The sequence below is a fragment of the Bradyrhizobium sp. Ce-3 genome, assembly GCF_022835695.1.
Taxonomy (GTDB): Bacteria; Pseudomonadota; Alphaproteobacteria; order Rhizobiales; family Xanthobacteraceae; genus Bradyrhizobium.
Genome location: NZ_BQUV01000012.1, coordinates 39802 through 58171, shown reverse-complemented (window position 1 = coordinate 58171; position 18370 = coordinate 39802). Strand labels below are relative to the sequence as shown.

Sequence of the window (18370 nt, the reverse complement as noted above, 5' to 3'; positions counted from 1 at the left end):
GTTTTCGCCTATTTTTCCCGCATGATGCCGATCAGGCGCCGCGTGAACTCCTGCAGCAGCGTGTCGAGCTCGGCGTTGCGCTTGGCGCTGCCGAGATCCGGCAGATGCAGCGTCAGCGTCCGCTCGTGCGAGCCTTCGCTCAGCCGGCCGACGCGGCGCGGATGGGCGCGGGCATAGGCGCGCAAGAAGGCGGTCTTCGCCTGCGGCGGGAAGTGGCAGACGTCGAAGATCGTGTTGAGATGCTGCACCGGGATCGGCACCGGATAGGCCGGATTGCTGATCTGGCTGACGAAGCTGCGGTTCTTGCCCATGGCATGGGCGAGGCGCAGCCGCATGCCGGACGGGCGGCTCTCCAGCACCTCCTTGAAGATGCGCTTGTAGGCCGCAACCGCGCCGGCTTCGGGCGCTTCATCGGCCGCCGTATCAGCCAACGCCGCCTCCGCTGCTCAGCCGGTCGATGGTCTGCTTGATCTGCGCCAGCGCCGACGCATTGACCGACAATTCACGCAGCCCGCAACTCAAAAGCGCGGGAAGGCAGCGCGGATCGCCCGCCATGTCGCCGCACAGGCTGACACTGACGCCGGCGCGGCGGCCGTGCTCCGCGGTCCGCGCGATCAGCTCGAGCACTGCGGGATGCAGCGGGTCCATCAGGGGGGCGAGAGCTCCGTTGGAACGATCGCAGGCCAGCACATATTGCGCGAGATCGTTCGAGCCGATCGAGAAGAACGACGCCTTGAAGCTCGAGACCGAAAGCGCCGCCGCCGGAACCTCGACCATGATTCCGAGCTCCGGGAGCATCGCGGCAATTCCGTCGGCCTGCAAGCGTTGCACGGTGTCGGCGAACAGCTTCCGTCCCGCCTCGAGCTCGTCCGCCGACGTCACCATCGGGAACATGACCTTGAGATTGCCGCGCACCGCGGCGCGGGCCAGCGCGCGGAGCTGGACGGCAAAAATCTCGGGCCGGGCCAGGCAAAGCCGCAAACCGCGCACGCCGAGGAACGGATTGGCCTCGCCATTCAGCGTGAAGCCGGGCACCGGCTTGTCGCCGCCGGCGTCGAAGGTGCGGATCGTGACCGGCCGCTGGCCGGCCCAGCGCAACACCGCATCATAGGCTTGGAACTGGGTCTCCTCGTCCGGCAGGTCGCTGCGCCCGGCGAGCAGGAATTCCGTCCGCATCAGGCCGATGCCGTCGGCATATTGCGCATCGGCGTGATCGAGGTCGTCGACGCGCTGGATATTGATCAGAAGCTTGATGTGCTCGCCGCGCCACGAGGCCGTCGGCCGCCGCAGGATCGCGCGCGCCGATGCCCTGCTCTTGCGGTGACTCTCGCGCCGCTTCTCAAAGATCCGCACCTGCTCGGCGCTGGGATCGAGCTCCAGCGTCGCGCCCTCGCCGTCGAGCAGCGCCGTGGTGCCGGCATCGGGAATGGCGCCGAGCTGCACCACCATCGGGATGCCGCGCGCCCGCGCCAGCATCGCGACATGGCTGGTCGGACTGCCGTGCAGCAGCGCCAGGCCGCCGCCACCGGACCAGTCGATCTCCAGGAAACGCGACGGCGGCAGGTCGTCGGCGCAGACGACGCCTCCGCTCGGAATCTTCAGCGGTTCGCTCGCATCGCCGCGCAGGATGTGGACCACGCGGTCGCGCAAATCCGCAAGATCCGACGAGCGGGCCTGCAGATACTCATCCGCCGCCGAATTGTACTCCGCGATCTGCTCGTCGAGCGTCGAACGCCAGGCGACATCGGCCGCGCGCCCCTCGCCGATCGACGCGAAGATCGCCTCGATCAGATCCTCGTCCTCCAGCAGTGCGACCTGGAATTCGAGGATCTGGGCGGCTTCGCCGCCGGCGGTCGCGGCAAGATCGGCGATCTGCCCGCTGGCGCGATCGATCGCCTTGCGCAAGGCCAGCGCCTCCTCGACCAGCGTGCCGGCCACCCGCTCGCCGCCTGCGCCGGCATCGACGCGGACCAGCGGCCCATGGGCAAAGCCGATCGAGGCGGTCCTGCCGCGGTAAGCCAGTCCTGCCGCGCCGCCCTGCATGCTAGCCCGCTCCATCCGGAAAATCCCTGGCAACCAGATCGACCAGCGCGGCGACGGCGGCCTCGGCGTCACTGCCCGACGCCTTGAACTCGATCGTGCTGCCGTGGGCGGCGCGCATCGCCATGATCTTGGCCACGCTCTTGGCATTGATCCATTCGGGCGCACCCGCGACCCGCACCGAGATCTGGGCCTGGAACTTCTTGGCGAGCTTGGTCAGCTTGACCGCCGGGCGCGCATGCATGCCGACCGCGTGCACCAGCCGCACATTCCCGGTGAAGTTCTGTCCGTCCGCTTTATCAAGCATGCTCATCATCCATCATCACTTCGCCGACATCTCAGTCGGCTGAGAGTTCTTCGGCCACGGCCTTGACCTGGGCCAGCGTGCTGCCACCCGCCGCTTCGGTCGCCGCCATCACGGCGCCCTCGACGATCGGCGCGTTGCAAACGACAACGAGATCGCGCCGCGCAGGCTCCAGCATCTCGACCGCCATTTCGCTGTTGGTCTCGGCGCCGCCGAGATCGACCAGCACCGCGACACCCTTGGGAGACCAGGCAGCATTGATGGCGTCGATGATCAGCGGCACGCTGGTGCCCAGTCCGCCGTCCGGATTGCCGCCGCAGAAGGCCACCTTGACCTCGCTGCCGACCATCTGCCGCACCATGTCGGCGGTTCCCTTGGCGATATCAGCTGAATGCGAGACGATCACGATCCCCACGGTGTCGGTCATGCGCGTGCCTCCAGGCCGGCGCACACCGCCTGCACCAGAACACAGCTCGACCGCGCGCCGGGATCGACATGCCCGACGCTGCGCGCGCCGAGGAACGACGCGCGTCCCTTGGTGGCCTGCATCGGCGCCGTCCGCTCGACCGCCTCGGCCGCAGTGCTGCGCACCCGCGCGATCAGATCGGGCTGACCGGCCGACGCCTTCAAGGTCTCCAGCACGGGAACCAGCACATCCAACATCGTCTTCTCGCCGACCTTCGAGCGGCCGCGCGCGCTCACGGCGTTCACGGCGCTGCCGAACACGTCGGCGAGATCGTCGGGCAGCTGCTTGTCGTGCGAGAGCGCTTCGCCTGCGGCGAGAAAGAAGCTGCCATAGAGCGGCCCGGAGGCGCCGCCGACCGTCATCACCAGGGTCTTGCCGATCATCTTGAACGCTTCGTCGAGCGGCTGTGCCGAGATCGCATCGAGCTTGCCGAGCACAGCTTCGCAACCGCGCTTCATGTTGGTCCCGTGGTCGCCGTCGCCGATCGCCTGATCGAGGCTCGTCAGCTCCGGCGCGCTGGCGATGACCTGCTCCGCGGCCGCCTTGACCAGCGACTTGAATGTTTCTGATGGCACCGACATCTCTTCGATCCTCTCGCCCCCTCTAATGAACCGCCGCGGCAATGCGCTGCCCGGCACGGTCGAAACACAACGGATGCACCAGATTCAAATCGACCTCCTGACCGGCCTGCAGCGGCTGATGCGGATCGGCCAGCGTCACCAGCGTCTCGCCCTTATAGTCCAGATGAATATGATTCTGCTCGCCGAGGTGCTCGACCCGATGCACGCGGCCGACCATCTGCCCGCCATTGCGCGCGGCGAGTTGAAGATGCTCGGTGCGGATGCCGACCGTCTCGGTTCCGGGCGGCATCGCGACATCGGCGAGCAGGCGCGCCGGCAGGAAATTGATCTGCGGCGTCCCGAGCCGCGAGGCAACGTAGCTGCTGGACGGGCTTTCGTAGATCTCCCGGGGCGTGCCGAGCTGAAGCAACTGGCCGTCCTTGATCACGCCGATGCGCGAGGCCATCGTCATCGCCTCGACCTGGTCGTGGGTGACATAGAGGATGGTGGCGCCGAGCTCGATCTGGATCCGTTTCAGTTCGAGCCGCAGCTCGGCGCGGAGTTTTGCGTCCAGCGAGGACAGCGGCTCGTCCATCAGATAGATCGAGGGATCGCGCACCAAAGCGCGCCCGATCGCGACGCGCTGCATCTCGCCGCCGGACAGCCGGGTGGCGCGGTTGTTCAGCTTGCTTCCGATATGCAGCAGCTCGGCGGTCTGCTCGACGCGCTTGCGGATGATCGGCTCCGCCACCCGCCGCGCCGGAGAGCGCAACGGAAACGCCAGATTGTCGTAGACCGTCAGATGCGGATACAGCGAGTATTGCTGGAATACGAATGCGATGTCCCGGGAGCCCGGCGGATCCTGCGTCACGTCGCGCCCGTCGATCATGACGGAGCCTACATCGGGGCTCTCCAGTCCGGTGATCAGCCGCAACGTCGTGGTCTTGCCGGCGCCGCTCGGCCCGAGCAGCACCAGGAACTCGCCGTCGTTCACCGTCAGCGAGAGGTCGCGGACGGCTTCCACCGCGCCGAAACGCTTGGTGACGTTGCGCAGGGTGACGTCAGCCATGGCGCGCGCCCTCCTCGCCGGCGGTCTTGATCGCAAGGCCGCTGCCGATGTCGAACAGCGCCAGCCGCGCGGCGTTGAATTCGAGACCGATGGTCTCACCGATCCGCACCGACGCGCTGGAAGGCAGCCGTGCCGCGACCCGCCCATAAGCTGTGTCGACGGTGACGATCTGGGTGGTGCCGAGATATTCCGCGCCGAACACCTCGCCGCGAACGGCGCCCGCGTCGACGAAGCGGATATGCTCCGGACGGACGCCAAGCGCGAGCGGCGCATTGGCACGATCCTCGCGAATCTCGGGCACCGCAAGCCGGGTATCGTGGAACGAGACCGCGCGATCGCCGGATCTCAGGCCGCCCTCGAAGCGCAGGAAGTTCATCGGCGGCGAACCGATGAAGTCGGCGACGAACATGCTCGCGGGCCGGTCATAGACCTGCTGCGGCGTGCCGATCTGCTCGACGCGTCCCTTGTTCATGATTGCGATCTGGTCGGCCATCGACATCGCCTCGAGCTGGTCATGCGTGACATACACCGTGGTCGCCTTGATGCGATCGTGCAGGTCGCGCAGCTCGCCGCACATCAGATGGCGGAACTCGGCGTCGAGCGCGCCGAGCGGCTCATCCATCAGGAACGCCTTCGGCCGCCGCACCATGGCGCGCCCGAGCGCCACGCGCTGCCGGTCGCCGCCGGAGAGTTTCGAGGTCTTGCTCGACAGCAGATGCTCGATCCGCAGCATCCGCGCGGTCTCCTGCACCCGCTCGCGGATCTCGCGCCTCGCCATGCCCTGACACTTCAGCGGGAAGCCGATGTTCTCGCCGACATTCATGTGCGGATAGAGCGCGAACAGCTGGAACACGAAGGCGATGTCGCGCGCTGCGGCGCGATGGAACGTGACGTCCTCGCCGTCGAGCAGGATCCTGCCCTCGGTCGGCAGTTCGAGGCCGGCGATCATGCGCAACGTGGTGGTCTTGCCGCAGCCGGAGGGCCCGAGCATCGCGAAGAACGTGCCGTCGTCGATCGTGAAGGTCGAGCCTTCCACCGCGGTGAACTGATCGAACGACTTGCGCAGGCTTTCGATGCGGATCTGTGCCATGGCGCTATTCCGGAAAATGGCTGACGACGACGAAGCCGACCGTGCCGGCCAGGATCGTCACGAACGAGTAGCTGTAGAGATCGATCGACCAGGGCTGCACCAGCATGATGATGCCGCCCCCGATCAGGGTCATCGCGATGGACTCCCAGGGCCCGCGACGGAACCAGCGCGCTACGTGACCCTTGGCAACCATTGAGCTGCTCATTTGCGCACCGCTCCGAAGGTGATGCCGCGCAGCAGATGCTTGCGCAACAGCACGGTGAACATGACGATCGGGACCACGAACAGCGTGGTCGCGGCGGCTACCGCCGGCCAGTCCTGCCCGCCCTCGCCAATGATGAAGGGAATGAAGGGCGGCATGGTCTGGGCCTCGCCGCTGGTCAGCAGCACTGCGAAGGCGTACTCGTTCCAGGAGAAGATCAGGCAGAAGATCGCGGTCGCCGCAATTCCCGTGACGGCCTGCGGCAGCACCACTTTGCGCAGCGCCTGCAGCCGGGTGTAGCCATCGACCAGCGCTGCTTCCTCATATTCGCGCGGGATCTCGTCGATGAAGCCCTTGAGCAGCCAGACCGCGAGCGAGACGTTCACTGCGGTATAGAGCAGGATCATGCCGAGCCGCGTGTCCGTCAGGTTGAGCTGCCGGTACATCAGATAGATCGGGATCGCCACCGCGACCGGCGGCATCATGCGCGTCGAAAGGATGAAGAACAGCAGATCGTCGGCCAGCGGTATGCGGAATCGTGAGAACGCATAGGCTGCGAGCGTGCCGAGGAAGACGGCAAGGAAAGTCGAGCCGAAGCCGATGATCAGCGAGTTGACGAAGCGCGGCACCACCTTGGATGGCCCGGCGATCACCATGTCGCGCTTGCGCACCAGCTGGTCGTACCAGGTCTCCGGCGGCGGCAGCTTGGCGATGAAGTCCGGCGTCTGACGCGTCCGCACGGTGAATAGATTGACATAGCCTTCGAGGGTCGGCTCGAAGATCACCTTGGGCGGATAAGCAATAGCATCGCTTTGCGACTTGAATGCAGTGGCGACGATCCACAGCAGCGGCAGGATCGTGATCACGGCATACAGGATGACGAGACCGCTCGCGAACGCCTTGGCGCGCGGCGAGGCTTCGACGATCGAATGCGCGGTGGATCTGGTGGCGGCAGCGGTCATCGTTGCTTCACCTTGTTAAGCGTCTTGACGTAGATGTTGGCGGCACCGAACACGGTCACGAACAGGATGATGGCGAGCGCCGACGAATACCCGGTGCGCCACTTCTCGAACGCCGCGCGTTTCAGCGAGATCGACACCAGCTCGGTGGTCGAGCCCGGCCCGCCCGAGGTCAAGAGGTTGACCATGTCGAACATCTTGAAGTTCTCGATCGCGCGGAACAGCACCGCGAGCATCAGGAACGGCACCGTCATCGGCAGCGTGATCGACCAGAACTGCCGCCACGCCGAGGCGCGATCGACTTCGGCGGCCTCATAGATGTAATCGGGGATCGAACGCAGCCCGGCGAGGCAGATCAGCATGACATAGGGCGCCCACATCCAGGTGTCGACCAGCACGATGGTCCACGGCGCCAGCGCCACCTGCCCGGTCATGCTGAACGAGCTCGGCGGGGCGCCGGTGAACAGGCTGATCAGGTAGTTGAACGGGCCGATCTGCGGCTGCAGCAGCAGCGTCCAGAAATTGCCGACCACCGCCGGCGACAGCATCATCGGCAGCAGGATGATCGTGGTCCAGAAACTGTGGCCGCGAAACTGGCGGTTGATGAGGAGCGCGAGGCCGAAGCCGACGACCACTTGCAACGCCACCGACGAGATCACGAACTGCGCCGTGGTCTGCAGCCGGAACCAGACATCCTCGTCGGTGAGGATGTCCCTGAAATTGTCGAGGCCGACGAACCGCAGCGGCAGATAGGACATGCTGAGGTTGAGATTGGTGAAGGACAGCCGGATCATCCAGATCAACGGGAAGATGTTGATGGCGAGCAGCAGCGCGATCGTCGGCGCGACGAACAGCCAGGCAATGGTCCGGTCGGACAGGCCGTGGACCCGCCGGGCGGCGCGGGATGTAACAGGCTTGCTCACGCCTGGGATCGTAGCATGATCGGGTTGCAGGATCGTCGTCATCGTGTCCATCGGCTGGGCTGGTTCGGCTTCCCCGAGGCGTCCTCGGGGAAGCCAGTTCAGGTGACGTGCGAGCTCGGACTATTGCGAGGAGGCAACTTCCTTGCCCTGCTCCTTGAACACCTTGGTCCAGTCCTTGACCAGGAGATCGAGCGCCTGCTGCGACGTGCCCTTGTCGGCGACGACGTAGTCATGCACCCGCTTCTGCATGTCGAGCAGCAGCTGCGCGTAGGACGGCTCGGCCCAGAAGTCCTTGACGATGCCCATCGACTCCAGGAATTGCGGCGCGAACGCCGCGCTCTTCGGGAAGTCGGGCGCGTCGACCACGGCCTTCAGCGCCGAGTAGCCGCCGATCTGCCACCACTTCTGCTGCACGGCGGGCTGCGCGAACCACTTGATGTAGGCGAGCGCGTCGTCCTTGTGCTCGGAGGTTGCCACCACCGAGATGCCCTGCCCGCCGAGCTGGGTGAAGTGCCCCTTCGGGCCTGCCGGATTGACGAAGAAGCCGATCTTGTCGCCGCCGACATTCGGATCCTTGTAGAGGCCGGGGAAGAACGCGAACCAGTTCATCTGCATCGCGACCTGGCCGGACTTGAAGGCATCGAGCCCTTCCTGCATGTAGGCGTTGGTCATGCCCGGCGCCGTGCAGCACTTGTAGAGCTCCTTGTAGAACTCGAGCCCCTTGGCCGCGTCGGCGGAATTGACGATGCCCTGCATCTGGTACGCCTTCTTCGGATTGTCGTAGGCGAAGCCGTAATTGTAGAGCACGTTGGTCACGCCCATCGTGATGCCTTCCGAGCCGCGCTCGGTGAAGATGTAGGCGCCATAGACTTTCTTGCCGTCGATCTCGCGGCCCTGGAAGAACTCGGCGATCTGCTTCAGCTCGTCATAGGTCTTCGGCGGGGCCAGGTCGCGGCCGTACTTGGCCTTGAACGCGGATTGGATCTCGGGCCGCGAGAACCAGTCCTTGCGGTAGGTCCAGCCCACCGCATCGGCCATCGCCGGCAGCGCCCAGTAGTTCGGCGTGTTCTTCGGCCATTGCGAGTAGCCGACCACGGTCGCCGGGACGAAATCGTCCATCGAGATCTTCTCCTTGTCAAAGAAGTCGTTGAGCTTGACGTACCACTTGTTCTCGGCGGCGCCGCCGATCCATTGGCTGTCGCCGATGATCAGGTCGCAGAGCTTGCCGTGGGAGTTGAGCTCGTTGAGGAAACGATCGGCGTAGCTCGTCCACGGGACGAACTCGTATTTCATCTCGATGCCGGATTGCTTGGTGAAGTCCTTGCCCAGCTCGACCAGCGCATTGGCCGGATCCCATGCCGCCCAGCACAGTGTGAGCTGCTTGCCCTGCGCTGCGGCCTCGCCGCCGCCGAGCGCCCCGAGCGCTGCGGTCGCAACAACCGCGGACGCCACCGTACTGCGTAACCATCCCAATCTTCGCATATCCATTTCCTCCCTATCGTTGAAGCACCTAACCCGCTCGGCGCATCCCTGCCGGATTGACGCCGAGGACTATGAAACCGAGTTGATGAGCGATGATGGAGAGACGAGACGAAACGCATCCGGACATCAGGGTCCGGAGGGCTGGGCTCCTCCCGTCCATCGGCTCGATGCACGATGTTTATCGTTTTTGTAATACTAAACGTATTACTAAATTCGCGAGTCCGTCAAGCGGGTTTCTTGGGAGCCGCAAAGAAGGCGCCTGGCGCTCGCGCGCACCGGCGTAGCGACCGCAGTGCAACGATGGAAGCTGGATGACTGCCGGCGATCGCGATCGCCGCACGGACGATTGCAGGCAGCGGAAAGATCGCAATCCCTGCTGTATTGCAGCAAATCCGGTTTGCAACTGCACAGCCGCATGAATGTCCGGAGCGACCGCCTCAGATTCAGTTGGGACGGACGGATCGTTCGCGTTCAGCCTTGAGGGCTGCGCCTTGCAGCAAGCCAACGCCACGCCGATGACCGAAAGCCCGCAGGCTTGGCCAAGCTGCGTGTTTAATAAATGATTTTACTGAACGTTCAGCGCAACGACGTTAGACGTCGAAGAACACCGTCTCGTTGTCGCCCTGCAGATGGACGTCGAAGGTGTAGGTGCCGCCGGCGCCGGCTTTCTTTGCGATCAGGGTGGCGCGGCGATCGGCCGGCACCAGCGCCAGCACGGCATCGGCGGCGTTGCCGGCTTCGTCGTCGAAGTAGATCCGCGTGTAGAGATGCAGCAGCATGCCGCGCGCGAACACCGCGAGCACGATGTGCGGCGCTTGCGGCTTGCCGTCGGCGTCCGGCACTGAGCCGGGCTTGATGGTGTCGAAGGCGTAAGCGCCGCTCTTGTCGGTGCCGACGCGGCCGAAACCCTTGAACGACGAGTTCGGCAGCGCGCGCGCATCCTGCGGATCGGAGAAGCGGCCCTGGCTGTCGGCCTGCCAGATCTCCAGCATGCAATCCGGGATCACGGCGCCGTCGCCGTCATAGACCTTGCCCTCGACCCGGATGCGCTCGCCGGATGTATCAGGCGTCAGCAGGTTGTTGGTGAAGGCGTCGTTCCATTCGTATTCGCCGTTCGGCGTCAGGCCGTACTTGAAATAGGGACCGACGGTTTGCGAGGGCGTAACTCCATCAGGGCGTTGGTTCGACACTTACTTGGTCTCCATCGGCGTGGCGTTGCGGCCGCGCAGCACGATATCGAAGCGGTAGCACAGCGCCCAATCCGGCTTGGTGTTGTCGAGATCGAACGATGAGATCATCCGCGCCCGCGCCTTCGCATCGGTCACCGAATTGAAGATCGGGTCGAACGGAAACAAGGGATCGCCGGGGAAATACATCTGCGTCACCAGACGCGAGACGAAGGAATGCCCGAACACGGAGAAGTGGATATGTGCGGGCCGCCATGCATTGTGGTGATTGCCCCATGGATAGGCGCCGGGCTTGATGGTGATGAACCTGTAGTAGCCGTCGGCGTCACTCTGCGTGCGGCCGGCGCCGGTGAAGTTGGGATCGAGCGGCGCCGGATGCTGGTCGACGACATGGATGTAGCGGCCGCAGGCATTGGCCTGCCACAGCTCGACCAGCGTGTTCGGCACGCCGCGGCCGTCCTCGTCACGCACATGGCCGTGCACGATGATGCGCTCGCCGAGCGGCTCGCCCTTGGCCTGGATGGTCAAGTCATTGTCGTGCGCGCGCACCGTCTCATGGCCGTAGACCGGCCCGGTCAGTTCCGAGAGCGTGTGCCGCATCGGGATCAACGGCTTCTGCGGCGAACGCTTCAGCGCGCTCCGGTATGCCGGAGACAGCCGCGCGGGATGGACGCGGTTCGAAGCAACCGGATAGATCAACGTCATGGGCATTCTCCAGACGGGTTCGCCGCCAGCCGCCGAGCCAGGTCAGGCCGGCGCCTTGAAGTCATACGAGATGCGTCCGGCCGGCAGATAGAACAGCGCGATGACAGCGCCACCCCTCACTTCCGGATAATGCCGGCTGCCGGGATCCGGCGCGGTCCAGCCCGGCCCCTGCCAGCCCTGCAGCCCCTTCAACTCGGCGCCCTTGTCGAGGGGAACGACGAGGTTGAGCTCGCCATAGGGGTGGCCGTGATACTGTCCGCGCAGCACGTCATGATCGTCCTCGTCCTTGAAGCGGCGCGGATCGGTGCTGTTCATGTAGACAGCGGTGATGCTGAACTGGAACGTTTCGGCGACGGGCTCGAGGATGCGGCTACGCCGATAGTTGCGGCCTTCGACCTCCTGGTTCGCCGCCCAGCCCTCCTCGACCCCCAGTTTGATGAGGCGCGCGAGATCCTGGTAGAGCGCGCTCTGCTCGCCATAGGTCGCGTTGAGCCATCGCTCCATCGCCGCGCCCGGCGTCATGTCCTTGACTTCACGCAGAAACGGAATGCTGCGTTCGATAAGCTGTTCCCGGCTTCCCATGACTGTCTCCTGTTCTAGTTCTCGAAACCACTGAAGGAGGCGAACGCCTCCAGATCCGCGCGCGGCATCAGCCGCCGCCTCGCCGGCACCTTGGGGTGTCCCATCGAGATTCCGCAGGCCACCATCTGCTCGGCGGGAATCGACAAGCGCGGACGCAATATCCGGTGGTATTTGGCGAAGGTCTCCTGCGGACAGGATTGCAGCCCGCGGCCCACCGCCGCCAGCATCACGTTCTGGATGAACATGCCGAGATCGAGCCAGCTGCCCATCGCGAGGCGGCGATCGATGGTGACGATCAGGCCGACCGGTGCGCCGAAGAACGCAAAATTTTTCGCGGTCTGCCGGCCGCGCGCCGCGGTGTCGCTCTGTGCGATCCCGAGCGAGTCGTAGAACAATCGCCCGAACTCCCGGCGGCGGCCAAGATATGGCTCCGGAAACTCGCTGGCGTAGTATTGATATTCGGAGACGTGCGCGCTCGGCTCCGTCTCATACGCATGCAGGAGCGCGGCCGACACTTCGGCCCTCGCGGCGCCTGCCAGCACATAGACGTGCCAGGGCTGGACGTTTGCGCCGCTCGGCGCGAACCGCGCCACGCGCAGGATCTGCTCGACGGTCGATCGCGAGACCGGACTGCCGGAGAACTCGCGGCATGACAGCCGGCCGGCGATCACTTCGTCGATCGGATTGCGCGCAACGTCGGACGCTGCGGCCTGATCGATCACGACTTCTTCACAAGCGGACATCCACCGTCCTCCATCGCTCTGAAGGCCTCTTCCCCGGGGATCGTGGCCAGCAGCTGGTAGTAGTCGAACCGGTATTTCGACTCCTCCGGCGACTTGACGCGGAACAGATACATGTCGCGGACCAGCCGGCCGTCGGGACGGATCTTGCCGTTGCGGGTCATGAAATCGTTGACCGGCAATTCGCGCATCCTGGCGGCAACGGTCGGTCCATCGAGCGTGCCCGCGGCCTCGACCGCCTTCAGGTAGTGCATGACGGCGCCATAGGTGCCGGCGTGGATCATGGTTGGCACCTTGCCGGTCTTGTCGATGAAGCGTTTCGACCACGCGCGCGTCTCGTCGTTGAGGTCCCAGTAGAACGCCGAGCTGAGCATCAGGCCTTGCGCGCTCTGCAGTCCGAGGCTGTGGATGTCGGCGATGAAGACGATCAGGCCGGCAAGCTTCTGGCCGCGCGTCACGCCGAACTCGCCGGCCTGCTTCACGGCGTTGATGAAGTCGCCGCCGGCATCGGCGAGCGCGATCACGTCGGCCTTGGAGGCCTGCGCCTGCAACAGGAAGGACGAGAAGTCGGGCGTGTTGATCGGGTGCTTGACGGCACCGACCACCTTGCCGCCGGTGGCGTCGATCACCTTGCGGCTGTCGGCCTCGAGCTGCGCGCCGAGCGAATAGTCGGCCGACAGGAAGAACCAGGATTTGGCGCCGAGACGCGAGATCGCGCGCGTCGTCCCCTGCGACAGCGCATAGGTGTCGTAGGTCCAGTGGATCCCGGTCGGCGAGCACTCGTCGCCGGTCAGCCGCGAGGTGGCCGCGCCGGTCGCGAGGAACAGCTTCTTTTTGTCGCGCGTGATGCCCTGCACCGCCAGCGCCACGGCGGAATTCGGAACGTCGAGGATCGCCTCGACGTTCTCGTTCTCCAGCCACCGCCGGGCGATCGCCGACCCGATATCCGCCTTGTTCTGATGATCCCCCGCGACGATCTCGATCGGCCGCCCGAGCACCCTGCCCTTGAAATCGTCGACCGCCATCTGCGCCGCAACGACCGAGCCCTGGCCGCCATTGTCGGCGTAGAGCGACGACATGTCGGTCAGCACGCCGAGCCTGACCGGCCCGTTCTGTGCGCTCGCCGACGTCGCCGCCACCAGCGTCAGCGCCAGTCCGATCGATCTGCAACCGGCACGTCGCGCCGATCTCACCCAGGCCTTCATTGTCGTTCTCCTCCCAACCCGGCGCCGGCAATCTTGGCCAGAACGCTTGATTGCGGAAGTGAAAGTCTTGCAGGTTGATCCTGAACCGCCTTCAGAACGCCTGCGGCGAGGCGCCCTCGGCACGCCGATCGGTTGCATCGGTTGCTTGCCTGGCCTTAACTGCGCGCGATCCGCATCGGACAGGACTCGCAACGTGTCGGTTTCCTTCAAGACCCTGGACTTGAACCTGCTCAAGGTGTTCGACGCCGTCATGGAGGAGCGCAGCGTGCTGCGCGCCAGCCAGAAGGTCGCGCTGAGCCAGTCCGCCGTGAGCCACTCGCTGGCGCGGCTGCGCGAGATGCTGGACGACGAGCTGTTCGTCCGCACCGCGACCGGCATGCAGCCGACGGCGCGCGCGCTGACGATGGCACCACAGGTTCGCCAGGCGCTGCGATCGCTCGAAGCCGCAGTCGAGCTGCCGACCTTCGCGCCGGCGGTCTCCACCAAGCCGTTCACGCTGGCCGCCAACGACTTCACGACGATGGTGCTGGCGCCGCCGCTGCTGAAGATACTGAGTCGGGAAGCGCCCGCGATCGACCTCACGATCAAGCCGGTGACGCGGATCGATCTCGCCGAGCAGATCGATCTCGGTCGCATCGACGTCGCCATCGGCGTGTTCTCGTCGCCGCCGAGCCGCTTCCGCTCGGCACTGCTGTTCGAATATGACGATGTGCTGATCGTCGGCAGGAAGCGCAAGCTCGGCCGGCTCGACAAGGCAAAGCTCGCGAGCTTGCCGTTGGTCGTGGTCTCCTTCGGCGGCGAGCAGGAAGGCGCGATCGGCGGCTTCATCTCCGAGCGCGGGCTCGCCAGACGTTCGGAGATGTACGACCGCCCCGCGCTGGAACGGGCGCTGGCCGACAGCGACCGGCCGCCGCGGATCGCGGTCTCGCTGCCGCATTTCCTCGCCCTGCCCGCACTGCTGGTCGATTCCGAACTGGCGGCGATCGTGCCGCGGCCGCTGGCGCGTGCGCTCGAACAGGCGCATGCGATCGCGACCCATGAACTGCCCTACACCACGACGCCCGTGGAGGTCCGGCTGCTCTGGCACGAACGCGTCGACGACGAGCCGTCGCATGAATGGCTGCACGAGGTGCTGCGGCGCGCCACCGAGGAATTGCGGCGCGGGCATTAGCGGCCGCCATGATCGCCGGCCTGGACTCATTGCGCGGCCATGGCTCCCGACATCGGCACCCAGCGTTCGCCGTCGAAACGCTGCGGCCGCAGCGAGGTGATCAGGCGATAGTCATCCGGGCTGCTGTTGACGGTGATGCCGGGGATCAGGCCCGGCAGTGCTAGGTTGTTCAGCGCGGTGGCCTGCTTCATGATGTTCTGCCGGGACAGGTCGTCGCCGCAGGCCTCGATCACCCTGGTCATGAGCACGGCGACATTCCATCCGGTAAAGTTGAGCTGATCCTCGATATCGCCCTCGGGATAGTATTTCTTCATGAAGGCCAGCCACTCCAGATAGGCGGGGTCGTTGGCCCATTCGGGATCGCCGACCGACTTGGTCGGCGTCGCCGAGATCGCCCCCTTGGCGTTCTCGAGCCCGGCCGGCTTGAGGATGGTCGGCACGAAATTGCTGCCGATCGGCAGGAACTGCTGCGCATGCCAGCCAAGCTCGCCGGCCTTGCGGATCGCCTGCGAGGTGAACTTGCCGGTCGATGCGTTGAGGAAGACGTTGGCATTGGTGCTGGCGAGCGCCACGACCTGTGAATCGACCGTCGGCGACGTGACCTCATAGGGCGAGGCCGCGACGATCTCCGCCTTGGGATCGAGCCGCGCCAGCTCGGCCTTGAAGCTGCGCAGGTATTCGCGGCCGTAATCGTCGTTCTGATACAGCACAGCGACGCGCGAGCCGGGCGTGTGCTCGGCCACCAGGCGCGCATAGATCGCAGCCTCGGTGCTGAACAATGTCATCCCCGAGATCGTATAGGGGCTGGTCTTCGGATCGGCGAAACGCTCGCTGGCCGCGAACACGAACAGCTGCGGGATCTTCTTGGCGTTGAGGTATTTCTGGACCGCGGCATTCTGCGCCGTGCCCATGCTGCCGAAGATCGCGACCGCCTCGTCGCTCTCGATCAGCCTGCGCGTCTGCTCCACGGCTTTCGGCGGACTGTAGCCGTCGTCGAGCGAGATCAGCTTGATTTTGTGGCCGTTGATGCCGCCGCGATCGTTGATCATCTGGAAATAGCGGGTCTGCACCTTGCCGACCGCGCTCAAGGCCGAGGCCGGCCCGCTATAGGGCATGGTCTGGCCAAGGATCAGTTCGGTTTCTGCCGCACCGGCCGGGCCGCAAGCCGCCACCAGGACAGCAAACGAGATGATCGCGCGAAGTCCGCGCATGGGCTCCTCCCTGTTTTCTTACTTGGAATATTCTTCCTAGGAAGATAATTGTCAACCCCGCCCCTGAGGCAAGGCGGCAAATGGCCGCTTCGCGGCGCGGCGCGTCCGGCCTGCAGCGCCACCAGGAACTTGCGTGGCGACACGTCATTCCGACGGTGTTAGATTGCTGCGACGCATGATGCCGCCGCCATCGGCGCGGGACGAAGGGACTGGACGGGAATGAAGAAAAGCAGCGTGTCACGCCGCGCCGAACCCACGATCAAGCAGCCGCTTACGCCCGACAGCACCCTTTACGACGACATCGAGGCGGCCTGGCTGGCGCAGCGCCCGGACCTCGACCTTGCCGCGGCCTGCACGTTGCTGCGGCTGGAACGCGTCAACCAGCTCCACGAAATGCGCTTGCAGGCGATAGCGAAGGCCGTCGGTCTGCAAACTGGCGAGCTCTATGTCCTGCTCGCGCTCCGGCGCTCGGGCAAGCCGTACGAGCTGCGCCCGACCGACCTGTTCCGCGCCCTGCTCGTCACATCGGGCGCCATGACCAAGCGGGTGGCACGGCTCCAGGAAGGCGGCTTCGTGCTGCGCGTCTCGGCCAGCGACGATGGTCGTTCGGAGCTGGTCCGCCTCACTGCCAAGGGGCTTGCGACCGCCGATCGCGGCATCGCCGAGGTCGCGAGAGTCGTTGAAGCCGTGACCACGGCAAGCGGATTGACCAAGGCGGAGCTCGCCATGCTCGATCGCTGCCTGCGCAAGCTGCTGGCGGTCCGAACCGTGAAGGCGCCGAAGAAGTCCGGCCGGCTTGCGGGCGCGGATTAGCTCCGCCGCCTGCAACATCTACGCAACGGCTCTGCCGGCGGTCTTCAGGAGCGACTTGAGATCACAGCAGGTGTCCCCCGCCTGCTCCGGCGTCGGTGAGATGCCGGCCGCGATCAGGCGTCGCGCCACCATCTGGTCTGCAGGATTGTTGATGCTGTCGACGGCGACCAGCCTGTCCTGCCGGTAATTGAACACGGAGAACCGGCCGGCCTCGATCGCGCCGCGGATCACGAACCGGTCGCTGCGCGCCGCGAGGCCGACGCTCTGAAGCTTGAGATCGTGCTGATCCGACCAGAATCGCGGCACGCTGTCATACGGCTCATGGCTGTCCGCGATCGCAAGCCCGACCGTCCTGCCCTGGTCCTGCGCGTGCTGAACCGATTCCAGCCTGATCCAGCCCTCGGCAAACCGGCTGTAGTGATTGGCGCAATCGCCGGCGGCGTAGATGCCGGGGTGTGCCGTTCGGCCAAGCTCATCGACCACGATACCGTTGGCGCATTCGAGCCCGGCGGCCACCGCGAGCTCGTCATTGGCAATGCCGCCGATGCCGACGACGACGAGGTCCGCGCCGAGACGGATGCCTCCTGCCAGCTCGACCGCCGCGACCCGTCCGTCCTCCCCGATCACGGCCGAAACGGCGGTGCCGAACTTCATCGCGACACTCGCCTCGGCATGACGCTCGAGCAGGACGCGCGACACCACCGGTGAGACGGCCCGTTCGAGCAATCGGGATGACGCCTCGATCACCGTCACCCGCTTGCCGAGCCTGGCGGCCGAGGACGCGACCTCGAGGCCGATGAAACCGCCGCCGATGATCACGATCTCGCTGGCATGGCCGAGCCGCGCCTTGAGATCGACGGCGTCCGCGATCGACCTGAGATAGCAGACGCCGTCGAGTTCAGCGCCGCGGACCGCGATCCGCCGCGCGCGCGAGCCGGTCGCGATGACGAGGCGGTCGAAGCCGAGCATCGTGCCGCCGGCCAACACCACCCCGCGCGCGTTGCGATCGACCGCGACGACGCGGTGGCCCAGCATCAGTTCGACCCTGTTGTCGGCGAAAACGGCTTCGTCGTGCATCAGGAGGCCCTGCGCGCCGATCTCGTCGAGCAGAAAATCCTTTGACAGCGGTGGCCGCTGATAAGGCAGCGCGCGCTCATCGGCGATCACGGTCACCCGCTCGGCGTAGCCGGCGGCGCGCGCCGCGAAGGCCGCCTGAATGCCGGCATAGGAAGCGCCGATGACGACGACGCCGCTCACGGGTTGGTGCCCGCGCTGCCGTCACCGGCGGGTTCCAGAGCAGCACCGCCGTCGAGCTGCACATAGATCTCGCCATCGCGGATCTCGACCTTGAAGGCCGCGATATCCCTGTACGCACTCGACCGGCATTTGCCGTCGCGGACATCGAACATCGCGCCATGCAGCGGGCATTCGATGACATACCCTTCGAGAAATCCTGATGACAGCAGCGCAAACGCGTGCGAGCAGACGTCGTCGGTTGCGAAGATGTCGTCGTCGATCTTGTAGAGCGCGACGCGGCGGTCGCCCACCTTGAAGCCCAGCGGCTCGCCGTCCGACAGTCTCGCGGCGGCACAGAGATGGTGCCAGATCATGTGATCTCCTCTCCGGGGAATTGGGCGCGGACACGGCATCCGCGCCCTCGC

At 65.4% G+C, this 18370-nt stretch carries 21 protein-coding genes; 2 read left to right on the top strand and 19 right to left on the bottom strand.

Features of this window, described 5'->3' with window-relative positions; all coding sequences use genetic code 11:
* Positions 1-8: 8 nt before the first annotated feature.
* The 16 genes from BRSPCE3_RS32740 to BRSPCE3_RS32665 all read right to left on the bottom strand — a co-directional run bounded on the left by BRSPCE3_RS32740 (position 9) and on the right by BRSPCE3_RS32665 (position 13514).
* A complete protein-coding gene (locus tag BRSPCE3_RS32740) occupies positions 9-431 on the bottom strand; it encodes a hypothetical protein (RefSeq protein WP_244070777.1) in 423 nt (140 codons plus the stop codon).
* Positions 424-2043, bottom strand: coding sequence for a phosphoenolpyruvate--protein phosphotransferase (ptsP, locus tag BRSPCE3_RS32735; protein WP_244070981.1), 1620 nt, complete (start codon positions 2041-2043; stop codon positions 424-426). The genes BRSPCE3_RS32740 and ptsP overlap by 8 nt, the downstream gene beginning before the upstream one ends.
* A gap of 1 nt (position 2044) precedes the next feature.
* Positions 2045-2347: an HPr family phosphocarrier protein gene (locus tag BRSPCE3_RS32730; protein WP_244070775.1), complete on the bottom strand. Its 303-nt coding sequence runs from the start codon at positions 2345-2347 to the stop codon at positions 2045-2047.
* Positions 2348-2378: 31 nt separating this feature from the next.
* A complete protein-coding gene (gene dhaM, locus BRSPCE3_RS32725; RefSeq protein ID WP_244070773.1) occupies positions 2379-2771 on the bottom strand; it encodes a dihydroxyacetone kinase phosphoryl donor subunit DhaM in 393 nt (130 codons plus the stop codon).
* Positions 2768-3391, bottom strand: a complete 624-nt coding sequence (dhaL, locus tag BRSPCE3_RS32720) for a dihydroxyacetone kinase subunit DhaL (protein ID WP_244070771.1) — start codon at positions 3389-3391, stop codon at positions 2768-2770. The genes dhaM and dhaL overlap by 4 nt, the downstream gene beginning before the upstream one ends.
* Before the next feature lie 22 nt (positions 3392-3413).
* On the bottom strand, positions 3414-4439 hold the full coding sequence (locus BRSPCE3_RS32715; protein WP_244070769.1) for an ABC transporter ATP-binding protein: 1026 nt from the start codon (positions 4437-4439) through the stop codon (positions 3414-3416).
* Complete coding sequence (locus BRSPCE3_RS32710) at positions 4432-5529, bottom strand: ABC transporter ATP-binding protein (RefSeq protein WP_244070767.1); 1098 nt, start codon at positions 5527-5529, stop codon at positions 4432-4434. Before BRSPCE3_RS32710 ends, BRSPCE3_RS32715 begins: the two co-directional genes overlap by 8 nt.
* 4 nt (positions 5530-5533) lie before the next feature.
* A complete protein-coding gene (locus tag BRSPCE3_RS32705) occupies positions 5534-5734 on the bottom strand; it encodes a hypothetical protein (protein ID WP_244070765.1) in 201 nt (66 codons plus the stop codon).
* The gene (locus BRSPCE3_RS32700) at positions 5731-6693 is read right to left on the bottom strand and encodes a carbohydrate ABC transporter permease (protein ID WP_244070763.1); all 963 of its coding nucleotides are present in this window, start codon (positions 6691-6693) and stop codon (positions 5731-5733) included. Before BRSPCE3_RS32700 ends, BRSPCE3_RS32705 begins: the two co-directional genes overlap by 4 nt.
* The gene (locus BRSPCE3_RS32695; RefSeq protein ID WP_244070761.1) at positions 6690-7664 is read right to left on the bottom strand and encodes a carbohydrate ABC transporter permease; all 975 of its coding nucleotides are present in this window, start codon (positions 7662-7664) and stop codon (positions 6690-6692) included. Before BRSPCE3_RS32695 ends, BRSPCE3_RS32700 begins: the two co-directional genes overlap by 4 nt.
* Positions 7665-7733: 69 nt before the next feature.
* A complete protein-coding gene (locus BRSPCE3_RS32690) occupies positions 7734-9095 on the bottom strand; it encodes an ABC transporter substrate-binding protein (protein WP_244070759.1) in 1362 nt (453 codons plus the stop codon).
* A 590-nt stretch (positions 9096-9685) separates the two neighbouring features.
* Positions 9686-10285, bottom strand: a complete 600-nt coding sequence (pcaG, locus tag BRSPCE3_RS32685; RefSeq protein WP_244070757.1) for a protocatechuate 3,4-dioxygenase subunit alpha — start codon at positions 10283-10285, stop codon at positions 9686-9688.
* Positions 10286-10987 carry a protocatechuate 3,4-dioxygenase subunit beta gene (pcaH, locus tag BRSPCE3_RS32680; protein ID WP_244070755.1) on the bottom strand — a complete coding sequence of 234 codons (702 nt, stop codon included), beginning with the start codon at positions 10985-10987 and terminating at the stop codon, positions 10286-10288.
* 42 nt (positions 10988-11029) lie between these two features.
* Positions 11030-11569, bottom strand: coding sequence for a DUF4863 family protein (locus BRSPCE3_RS32675; protein WP_244070753.1), 540 nt, complete (start codon positions 11567-11569; stop codon positions 11030-11032).
* Between the two features lie 14 nt (positions 11570-11583).
* Entirely contained in the window at positions 11584-12312 is a 729-nt protein-coding gene (locus BRSPCE3_RS32670; protein ID WP_244070751.1) for a nitroreductase, read from the bottom strand.
* The gene (locus BRSPCE3_RS32665) at positions 12288-13514 is read right to left on the bottom strand and encodes an ABC transporter substrate-binding protein (protein ID WP_244070749.1); all 1227 of its coding nucleotides are present in this window, start codon (positions 13512-13514) and stop codon (positions 12288-12290) included. Before BRSPCE3_RS32665 ends, BRSPCE3_RS32670 begins: the two co-directional genes overlap by 25 nt.
* Positions 13515-13707: 193 nt before the next feature.
* On the opposite strand from BRSPCE3_RS32665, the gene BRSPCE3_RS32660 reads away from it, so the two are divergent.
* The gene (locus tag BRSPCE3_RS32660; protein WP_244070747.1) at positions 13708-14685 is read left to right on the top strand and encodes a LysR family transcriptional regulator; all 978 of its coding nucleotides are present in this window, start codon (positions 13708-13710) and stop codon (positions 14683-14685) included.
* 26 nt (positions 14686-14711) lie between these two features.
* Here the strand turns inward: BRSPCE3_RS32660 and BRSPCE3_RS32655 are convergent, their stop codons facing one another.
* The gene (locus BRSPCE3_RS32655) at positions 14712-15896 is read right to left on the bottom strand and encodes an ABC transporter substrate-binding protein (protein WP_244070745.1); all 1185 of its coding nucleotides are present in this window, start codon (positions 15894-15896) and stop codon (positions 14712-14714) included.
* A 219-nt stretch (positions 15897-16115) separates the two neighbouring features.
* Between BRSPCE3_RS32655 and BRSPCE3_RS32650 the strand changes: the two genes are divergently transcribed.
* On the top strand, positions 16116-16709 hold the full coding sequence (locus BRSPCE3_RS32650; protein WP_244070743.1) for a MarR family winged helix-turn-helix transcriptional regulator: 594 nt from the start codon (positions 16116-16118) through the stop codon (positions 16707-16709).
* Between the two features lie 18 nt (positions 16710-16727).
* Here the strand turns inward: BRSPCE3_RS32650 and BRSPCE3_RS32645 are convergent, their stop codons facing one another.
* Entirely contained in the window at positions 16728-17966 is a 1239-nt protein-coding gene (locus tag BRSPCE3_RS32645) for an NAD(P)/FAD-dependent oxidoreductase (protein WP_244070741.1), read from the bottom strand.
* Positions 17963-18319, bottom strand: coding sequence for a non-heme iron oxygenase ferredoxin subunit (locus BRSPCE3_RS32640; RefSeq protein WP_244070739.1), 357 nt, complete (start codon positions 18317-18319; stop codon positions 17963-17965). Before BRSPCE3_RS32640 ends, BRSPCE3_RS32645 begins: the two co-directional genes overlap by 4 nt.
* Positions 18320-18370 lie beyond the last annotated feature (51 nt).

Bases quoted from the DNA above. Each gene is read 5' to 3' on its own strand.
- ptsP (WP_244070981.1), bottom strand. From the start codon at position 2,043: ATGCAGGGCGGCGCGGCAGGACTGGCTTACCGCGGCAGGACCGCCTCG.
- BRSPCE3_RS32730 (WP_244070775.1), bottom strand. From the start codon at position 2,347: ATGCTTGATAAAGCGGACGGACAGAACTTCACCGGGAATGTGCGGCTG.
- dhaM (WP_244070773.1), bottom strand. From the start codon at position 2,771: ATGACCGACACCGTGGGGATCGTGATCGTCTCGCATTCAGCTGATATC.
- dhaL (WP_244070771.1), bottom strand. From the start codon at position 3,391: ATGTCGGTGCCATCAGAAACATTCAAGTCGCTGGTCAAGGCGGCCGCG.
- BRSPCE3_RS32715 (WP_244070769.1), bottom strand. From the start codon at position 4,439: ATGGCTGACGTCACCCTGCGCAACGTCACCAAGCGTTTCGGCGCGGTG.
- BRSPCE3_RS32710 (WP_244070767.1), bottom strand. From the start codon at position 5,529: ATGGCACAGATCCGCATCGAAAGCCTGCGCAAGTCGTTCGATCAGTTC.
- BRSPCE3_RS32705 (WP_244070765.1), bottom strand. From the start codon at position 5,734: ATGAGCAGCTCAATGGTTGCCAAGGGTCACGTAGCGCGCTGGTTCCGT.
- BRSPCE3_RS32700 (WP_244070763.1), bottom strand. From the start codon at position 6,693: ATGACCGCTGCCGCCACCAGATCCACCGCGCATTCGATCGTCGAAGCC.
- BRSPCE3_RS32695 (WP_244070761.1), bottom strand. From the start codon at position 7,664: ATGGACACGATGACGACGATCCTGCAACCCGATCATGCTACGATCCCA.
- BRSPCE3_RS32690 (WP_244070759.1), bottom strand. From the start codon at position 9,095: ATGCGAAGATTGGGATGGTTACGCAGTACGGTGGCGTCCGCGGTTGTT.
- pcaH (WP_244070755.1), bottom strand. From the start codon at position 10,987: ATGACGTTGATCTATCCGGTTGCTTCGAACCGCGTCCATCCCGCGCGG.
- BRSPCE3_RS32675 (WP_244070753.1), bottom strand. From the start codon at position 11,569: ATGGGAAGCCGGGAACAGCTTATCGAACGCAGCATTCCGTTTCTGCGT.
- BRSPCE3_RS32670 (WP_244070751.1), bottom strand. From the start codon at position 12,312: ATGTCCGCTTGTGAAGAAGTCGTGATCGATCAGGCCGCAGCGTCCGAC.
- BRSPCE3_RS32665 (WP_244070749.1), bottom strand. From the start codon at position 13,514: ATGAAGGCCTGGGTGAGATCGGCGCGACGTGCCGGTTGCAGATCGATC.
- BRSPCE3_RS32655 (WP_244070745.1), bottom strand. From the start codon at position 15,896: ATGCGCGGACTTCGCGCGATCATCTCGTTTGCTGTCCTGGTGGCGGCT.
- BRSPCE3_RS32650 (WP_244070743.1), top strand. From the start codon at position 16,116: ATGAAGAAAAGCAGCGTGTCACGCCGCGCCGAACCCACGATCAAGCAG.
- BRSPCE3_RS32640 (WP_244070739.1), bottom strand. From the start codon at position 18,319: ATGATCTGGCACCATCTCTGTGCCGCCGCGAGACTGTCGGACGGCGAG.